Source organism: Pseudomonas sp. 05N434 (genome assembly GCF_056396965.1).
Genome location: NZ_JBFTMK010000210.1, coordinates 1 through 7,742 on the forward strand (window position 1 = coordinate 1; position 7,742 = coordinate 7,742).

Genomic DNA, 7,742 nt, shown 5'->3' on the forward strand with positions numbered 1-7,742 from the left:
ATGAAGAGGGGCGCTGGATCGGGGGCTTGCTGGCTCCGGGTGAAGACGGACCGGGCTCGGAGACCGAAGGTTGCGGGAGATTTTGAAGGTCATCGGCCAGACGTCGCTCGGCATCGAGGCGCAGTTCACCGATGATCTCTCGCAGGCGATTGAAGGCCGCCGGCTGTAATTCTTCGGCATTGAAGATGCCGATACTTTCAAGCCCATCCAGTGCTTTGCGGTAGTGATCGACCAGGTTGTCCAGAACGGCGATCCGATCGCTATTGTTATAAGTGCGAGAAGTTTGCAGTTCGGAATGGGAGCGAGACAGCAACATCAGGGGATCGAGTGCGCGTTCGAGTGGGGCCATGGTGGCGCTACCCAGTTCCTTCAGGCTGAGAATACGCAAGATGCTCAGTTGGTAGGATTTGACTCGCAAAGCGGTCAATTCATTCTCGGAGCGATTGTCGGTCAACCGTTTCCAGTCCTCCAAGCCCAAGCGAGACAGGTGTTTAAGCTCCGCAAGTCGGCTCTCTGTTTCTTCGTAGAACCTGATCATGGTTTCGTTGACTTCGGAGGTCCTGCGCATGAATTCGAAGTATCGATCCAGTACGACGTTGCCCTTGTCCTTGATTGCTTCGCGCAAGTGTTCGATACCGCGGGTCAAGTCCGCGTAAGTTCGATTGGTGGCTTCCCGTTCCCGGTCAGCGATGACCACACGTTTGCGCGTGTTGTTGATGAGATTCTCCAGCAGGTTGCGCTGCAGGTTTGGATCGGGATCAGTTTTGCTCAGAGCGCTTTTTTCGCGGATTTCGGCAAGCGCCGTGACATAGGTTTCGCTCTGTTTGTCCAGCTCGTCTGCGAACCGTTGGCGAAAAGTGGTGCGATCCTGCTCGCTGCTGGCGGGGTCGTTTGTTTTCAGCTCCATCAGCTTTTCCGCGATATCAACGCGTTTTTGCACCTGCGTCTGTTGCTGCAAAAATTCCTGGTGGTTCAGTTCCAGCAGGCTGATGCGTTGTTGTTTGCTCTCGCGCAGGGCATCCCGCCTGGCGTTACGTCCTCCGCCGAGCAGTTTCAGCCCTTGATCCAGCGTCCACCGGCCGTATCCATCGGTTTTGAGCTTGATTCCCGGATGGTCGGGATGCTCGGGATGCACCAGGTAGGCCTCACCGAAACCGGGCACGACACTCACGCGAAACAGCAGGCCGGCGACCGTGACGTGCCATTTGTTGTCGATCCGGTACAGCCCCTTGAACGGACCGGTTGCAACAGGCTCTGGCAGAGACGCGGGCCATGCAACCTTGACCGCCTGCAGCTTGTTGAACAGCCGCGCCGAGGTCGAGTCCCGAGCGGTCGACAGGTTGAAATCCAGCAACGTATTGCCACTGCCCGGCGGTTCGGAGGGCAGTCCGGGTGTTTCTTGAGTGATGGTTGTCTCGGGATGCAGCAAGTCCAGTGGCAACAGACGGCGCAGCGGATCGAGGGTCACCGGAGCGTCTTCGCCCATGCGCTCTGGCGCGAGTGCAGGCCGTTCACCTTGAGTTCGTGCGACATGCAAAAGGAGCAGGCCGATGTTCAAGAGCACATCGATCCAGGCCAGATTCCGGGTAGTTGGGTCATCACTGTCCAGTGCGGGCAGGTCGTTGATCAGGCTATGGGTGATTTGCAGCATCCAGCCCACCAGCATTGCCGGGCCGCGCAACAGTGGCAGTACCAGGTTGTTAAAGACCAGCCAGCCACCCTCAAGGATGATCGCCCAACGGCTTTCGGCATTGGACACCGATTGCCTGTCAGCCAGATCGGCCAGCGCCCGGGCGTTGCTGGCGAACAGGCTGGCCGGCAATCGACCTTCCTCCACTGCACTGAGCCACCGGGCCGCAGCTTCGTCGCCTGCCAGAATCGCCGGTTTCGGCTTGTCGGGCGGTGAGAACTCGTCGCCGATGTGAAAGTGGTTGATATGCGGTTCGTTGAAACCGTTGTTGTCGTAAACCGGACGTGCGCGGTCCGGGAGCCAGGTCAGCACGCTGGTTTGCAGCGCGCCCTGTTGCGCGATCGCTTTGAGCAAGTCGCTGCGAGCGGCGTATTGCTGCAGTGACGGGGTGTACAACGGGCGATAGAGGATATGCGGGCCAGAGGCCTGCAAGTCTTTGGGCTCGATGATGAACATGTTGGCGGCCACATCACAGTCGGCGCCGTCCTTGCGTTGGAACGCCAGGGGCCGGATGACCACGGCCTGTTCGTTGACGACCCGTTCGGCGGCGGTGCGATTCATCAACGCATCGACATAGCGATACCCCAGATGGGTGAACCCGTGCTCACCCTTGATCGAATGTTCGAGGGCCAGCAGGGGGAGATGAACCGACAGTTCCAGCGCGAACAATCGTTCCCGCTCCCGTGCGTCGTCGGTCTCGCCGAGCAGCAAGGTTTCGATCAGTTCGGGATAGTGCTGGCCGACATTGACCCGGCTCACCAGGTCCAGCAGATAGGCGTCGGTAGTCCACTGCTGAATCAGTTGGTCTCCGGTGTGACGGACAGTCATGCGGCCCTTGGGTTTTGCGGCGAGATTGTTGATCGCCAGCTCGGTCAGGGTGATTTTGACGGTTTCGATGTAGCCGCTGCCGAGGTCACCGACGGGTACATGAAAAGTCAGTTCCAGCTCGTCGGAGTTGTAACCGGGCGCCAGCGGATAATCTTCCTGCATCTGCTTGTGCAAGGCTTTTCGGGCAAACGTACGAAGGTCGTCGATGCCATCGTTGAAGGTGCGCCCCTGGGTCTGTTGCTTGACGCTGGCCATGGCCAGGACGTGCTTGCGATAGGCCATGCGGTCAGTGGGTGTCGCCGCTTGCAACCACCAGGGAATCGACGCCTGTATCGGTTGAAAAGCGGCCTCGTCCAGTTGGCTGTCGATGAACAGCGTGGCGACTTCGGTGATCGCGTCAACGTGTTTCACCAACTCGCCCAGGCCCTGGCTGGCAGGCAGTTTGAGCTCAGCCAGATTTTCCAGCTGCCGGTTCAGGAGCAGGGCAGCCTGAATGTCAAAGATGTTGCCGTCCGGCTCAAACCGCTTCCAGGTGATGGCATCGGCTTTGTATGCCCGCTGAAACCGTGCGCCCCAAGCCAGGCCGAAAGCTTCCAGGGAAGCGAAGGGCTCGATTTTGCCGGTCACGCTGCACAACAAATGGGTTTCACCACAAGTCACCAGGAGCTCGGAGGCCTGCAGCGTAATGGAGACGTCACCGTTGGTCAGGGTGGTTTGTAGGGTGCAGGCTTGTATGGGGCCTTTTGACCAGGATTGCTGGAGACGCTGCAGGTTGTCCGGGTGGCTGGCCAGCTCCGCGAGAATCCCGGCCTGCACCGGGTTGCTTTTCGACAGGCGGGTCGCGGATGTCTGCAGGACGCCGGCCAGCAAGTTTCCCAGCCATTGCCAGCGGCTGACGCCGGCCTCGTCCTTTTGGTTCCAGTAAAGGGTCAGCGATTCCTGGAGCCCGATGTGCAGCAAGTCGGGCAGCTCAAGGATGACCCCCGCAATCACCTGGAGATCAGGCAGGCGTGATGTGGTTTTGCCGACAGTCAGTTGCGCGGGCGCACGGTTGGTCAGAAAGCAGGCACGACCGAACCGCTCGCTGAAATCGACAGGTGTGCCGCTGGCCAGATAATCCAGTACCAAGTCCAGCAGTAACGTGAGGCGCCAGGCCCCGTTGGGAATCGGCTGCGCGATTTTGGTTCGCTCAGGGTCGAAGTCCAGTTGCGGGTACTTTTCCAGTACGCCGTCCTTGAGCAGGCGAGCGGTTTCCGAGCGCAGGGTGGGGCGGGAGCTGAAGCGGGCGCTGACGGCGTGCGCGATGATATCGGTCATGTCCGCCGTGGCAGGGGGGGATGCAGGTATCGGCATGATGCAATCCTTTGCATGGGTTGAGTCACGCAAAGTAAGGCGAGGCCGGAATGGATGTGCGGTAACGGGATACCGCAGATCCGACAATTCGATGATCTAAGGGATGACTACGTGGTGGCAATGAGCCCAGGGGAATTGTGGTGGTTATGCGGGATCGGTGCCGAGCACCACATTCAGCGCGTTACGCGCATCGTCCAGTTGCACCAACGTCGCATGCCGCGCACCCAGCGCATCGCGATTCTCGATAGCCGTGAGAATCGCCTTATGCCGAGGCAACGCCAGTTCATGCAGGTTCGGCCGTTGGTTGGAGTGCTTCAAGGCTTCGGCAATCGCCACCGACAACATGTTGCACAGGTTCGCCAGCAGGTCGTTGTGGGTCGCGTCGGCGATGCGGCTGTGGAAATCCAGGTCCGGCTGCAACAAGGCTTCAGGCGTCGGTGCTGACTCCATGCGTTGGTAGGCTTCACCGATGGAGGCGATGTCTGCGTCGGTGGCGAACTGCGCGGCCAGGGCTGCAGCGGCCGGTTCGATGATGCTGCGCACGCTGGTCAGCAGGCTGAAGAACTCATTCTGCGGGCTGCTTTGCATCAGCCAGTGCAGCACGTCCGGGTCGAGCATGTGCCACTCCCGGCGCGGCTTGACCACGGTGCCGACCCGCGGTCGGGAATACACGAGGCCCTTGGCAACCAGCACTCGGGTCGCTTCGCGCAGGACTGGCCGGCTGACCGCGTATTCCTCACACAACAGGGCTTCGGCGGGCAGTTTGTCGTCCGGTTTGAAGCGTCCCGAGACAATCTGCATGCCCAATTCCTGGACGATGCGCGAGTGCATGCTTTTGCGGTCGGAGGGTTTGCGGTAATCCATGGGGAACGGCGCGGTCCTGTGCGATGGGGTGCTGCGCATGATAGCAGGCGTGGCGGGCACAATCATTGTGGCGAGGGAGCTCCCTCGCCACAGGTTCTACTGTGGTTACAGAATCCAGAGGGTCAGTGAGAGTGACGCGGCACCTCGGCTCCACGACAACCGACGAGGAAGTCGAAGTCGCAGCCCTGATCCGCCTGCAGCACATGGTCGATGTACAGCTGGCGATAGCCGCCCACCAGCAACTGTTGTGGCGGTTGCAGATCGGCCATGCGCGCGGCCAGTTCGGCATCCGGAATGTCCAGATGCAAACGTCCACTGGCGCAATCGAGCTCGATCCAGTCGCCTTCCTTCACTGCCGCCAAAGGCCCGCCGGCGGCGGCTTCCGGTGCCACATGCAAGACCACGGTTCCGTACGCCGTGCCGCTCATGCGTGCGTCGGAAATCCGTACCATATCCGTCACACCCTGGGCCAGCAGCTTGGCCGGCAAGCCCATGTTGCCGACTTCGGCCATGCCCGGATAACCCTTCGGCCCGCAGTTTTTCATCACCAGAATCGAGTTGGCGTCCACGTCCAGTTCCGGATCGTTGATCCGCGCCTTGTACATGTCGAAATTCTCGAACACCACCGCGCGCCCGCGATGTTGCATCAGCTCGGCACTCGCCGCAGAGGGCTTGAGCACCGCACCCAGTGGCGCCAGGTTGCCGCGCAACACGCAGATGCCGCCGTCGGCGCGGATCGGGTTGTCGAGGGTGCGGATCACTTCGTCCTGACCATAGATCGGCGCGTCCTTGGTGTTCTCGCCGAGGGTTTTGCCGTTGACGGTGAGGGCGTTCGGGTTCGGAATCAGGTTGGCTTCGCCCAGGCGACGCAGCACCGCAGGCAAGCCACCGGCGTAGTAGAACTCTTCCATCAGGAAGCGCCCGGACGGTTGCAGGTCGACAATGGTCGGCATGCCGCGACCGATGCGGGTCCAGTCATCCAGGTCCAGTTCGACACCGATGCGTCCGGCGATGGCTTTCAGGTGGATCACCGCGTTGGTCGAACCGCCGATGGCAGCGTTCACCCGGATGGCGTTTTCGAAGGCTTCCTTGGTGAGGATTTTCGACAGCTTCAAATCCTCGCGAACCATCTCCACCGCACGCATACCCGACATGTGCGCCAACACATAACGGCGCGCATCGACTGCCGGAATCGCCGCGTTGTGGGGCAGGGACGTGCCCAGCGCTTCGGCCATGCAAGCCATGGTCGAGGCGGTGCCCATGGTGTTGCAGGTCCCGGCGGAACGGGACATGCCACCCTCGGCCGCGAGGAAATCATCAAGGGTGATCGTGCCAGCCTTGACCTGTTCGCTGAGCTGCCACACCACCGTGCCTGAACCAATGTCCTGGCCCTTGTGCTTGCCGTTGAGCATCGGCCCACCGGTGACGACGATCGCCGGCACGTCGCAACTGGCCGCGCCCATCAGCAGCGCCGGAGTGGTTTTGTCGCAACCGGTGAGCAGTACCACGCCATCGATCGGGTTGCCGCGAATGGCTTCCTCGACGTCCATGCTCGCCAGGTTACGGGTGAGCATGGCGGTGGGGCGCAGGTTCGATTCGCCGTTGGAGAACACCGGGAATTCCACAGGAAAGCCACCGGCTTCGATCACCCCGCGTTTGACGTGCTCCGCGATCTGGYGGAAATGCGCGTTGCACGGAGTCAGTTCCGACCAGGTGTTGCAAATGCCGATGATCGGCTTGCCGTGGAACTGATGGTCGGCGATGCCCTGATTCTTCATCCAGCTGCGGTACATGAAGCCGTTCTTGTCGGCAGTGCCAAACCATTGGGCGGAGCGCAGGGTGGGTTTCTTATCAGTCATGATCGGTTCTCTTATTGTATGACTATATTGTTCGAGCTGTGGCGTAACATAAGCGCAATTTCGGCTGTTTGGAAGTGTTGTTGGTTAAATAGTAATACTATATAGTCGTTTTCAACGGAGGGATGGCCCTGATGGTTTTCCGCGAGAGGCGTCCCCCGAGGTTCTATAACAACAACAATCGGAGACCGAACTCATGAGCCAGGAATTGCGGCTTATCCGTCGCATCACGTTGAAACTGATTCCCTTCCTGATCCTGCTGTACCTGATCGCCTATGTGGATCGCTCCGCCGTGGGGTTCGCCAAGCTGCACATGGGCGCCGACGTCGGCATCGGTGATGCGGCTTACGGATTTGGTGCCGGGCTTTTCTTCATTGGCTACTTTCTGCTGGAGATCCCCAGCAACCTGATGCTCGACCGCTTCGGCGCTCGACGCTGGTTCGCGCGGATCATGGTCACCTGGGGCGCTATCACCATCGGCATGGCGTTCGTCCAGGGCCCGAACAGCTTCTATGTGATGCGTTTTCTGCTCGGCGCGGCCGAAGCCGGGTTCTTTCCAGGCGTGCTGTACTACATCACCCAATGGTTCCCGATTCGCCATCGCGGCAAGATCCTCGGGCTGTTCATCCTTTCCCAACCCATCGCCATGATGATCACCGGCCCGGTGTCCGGCGGTTTGCTCGGTATGGACGGCACGCTTGGCCTGCACGGCTGGCAGTGGCTGTTCATCGTTATCGGTACGCCAGCGATCCTGCTGACCTGGCCGGTGCTGCGCTACTTGCCGGACGGCCCGGACCAAGTGAAATGGCTGGATCAATCCGAGAAAGACTGGCTGACCGGGGAACTGAAAAAAGACCTCGCCGAGTATGGCCAGACCTGCCACGGCAATCCGTTGCATGCACTGAAGGACAAACGGGTGTTGCTGCTGGCGCTGTTCTATCTGCCGGTGACCTTGAGCATCTATGGCCTCGGTTTGTGGCTGCCGACGCTGATCAAGCAGTTCGGTGGCACGGACCTGGTGACCGGGTTCGTGTCATCGGTGCCGTACATCTTCGGAATCATCGGTTTGCTGATCATTCCGCGCAGTTCCGACCGCCTGAATGATCGCTACGGTCATCTGGCGGTGCTGTATGTGTTGGGTGCCATCGGCC

4 protein-coding genes are annotated in these 7,742 nt (G+C 60.2%); 1 reads left to right on the forward strand and 3 read right to left on the reverse strand.

Annotated features, from left to right (window positions below; translation table 11 throughout):
• The 3 genes from AC1DLB_RS14940 to AC1DLB_RS14950 all read right to left on the reverse strand — a co-directional run.
• Positions 1–3,871, reverse strand: a 3,871-nt coding sequence (locus AC1DLB_RS14940) for a dermonecrotic toxin domain-containing protein (RefSeq protein WP_477785194.1), incomplete at its 3' end; no start/stop codon positions are given.
• Between the two features lie 144 nt (positions 3,872–4,015).
• On the reverse strand, positions 4,016–4,735 hold the full coding sequence (locus AC1DLB_RS14945; RefSeq protein ID WP_018926179.1) for a FadR/GntR family transcriptional regulator: 720 nt from the start codon (positions 4,733–4,735) through the stop codon (positions 4,016–4,018).
• Between the two features lie 122 nt (positions 4,736–4,857).
• Complete coding sequence (locus AC1DLB_RS14950) at positions 4,858–6,594, reverse strand: IlvD/Edd family dehydratase (RefSeq protein WP_477785195.1); 1,737 nt, start codon at positions 6,592–6,594, stop codon at positions 4,858–4,860.
• Positions 6,595–6,787: 193 nt separating this feature from the next.
• On the opposite strand from AC1DLB_RS14950, the gene AC1DLB_RS14955 reads away from it, so the two are divergent.
• On the forward strand, positions 6,788–7,742 hold a 955-nt coding region (locus AC1DLB_RS14955; RefSeq protein ID WP_477785196.1), incomplete at its 3' end, for an MFS transporter.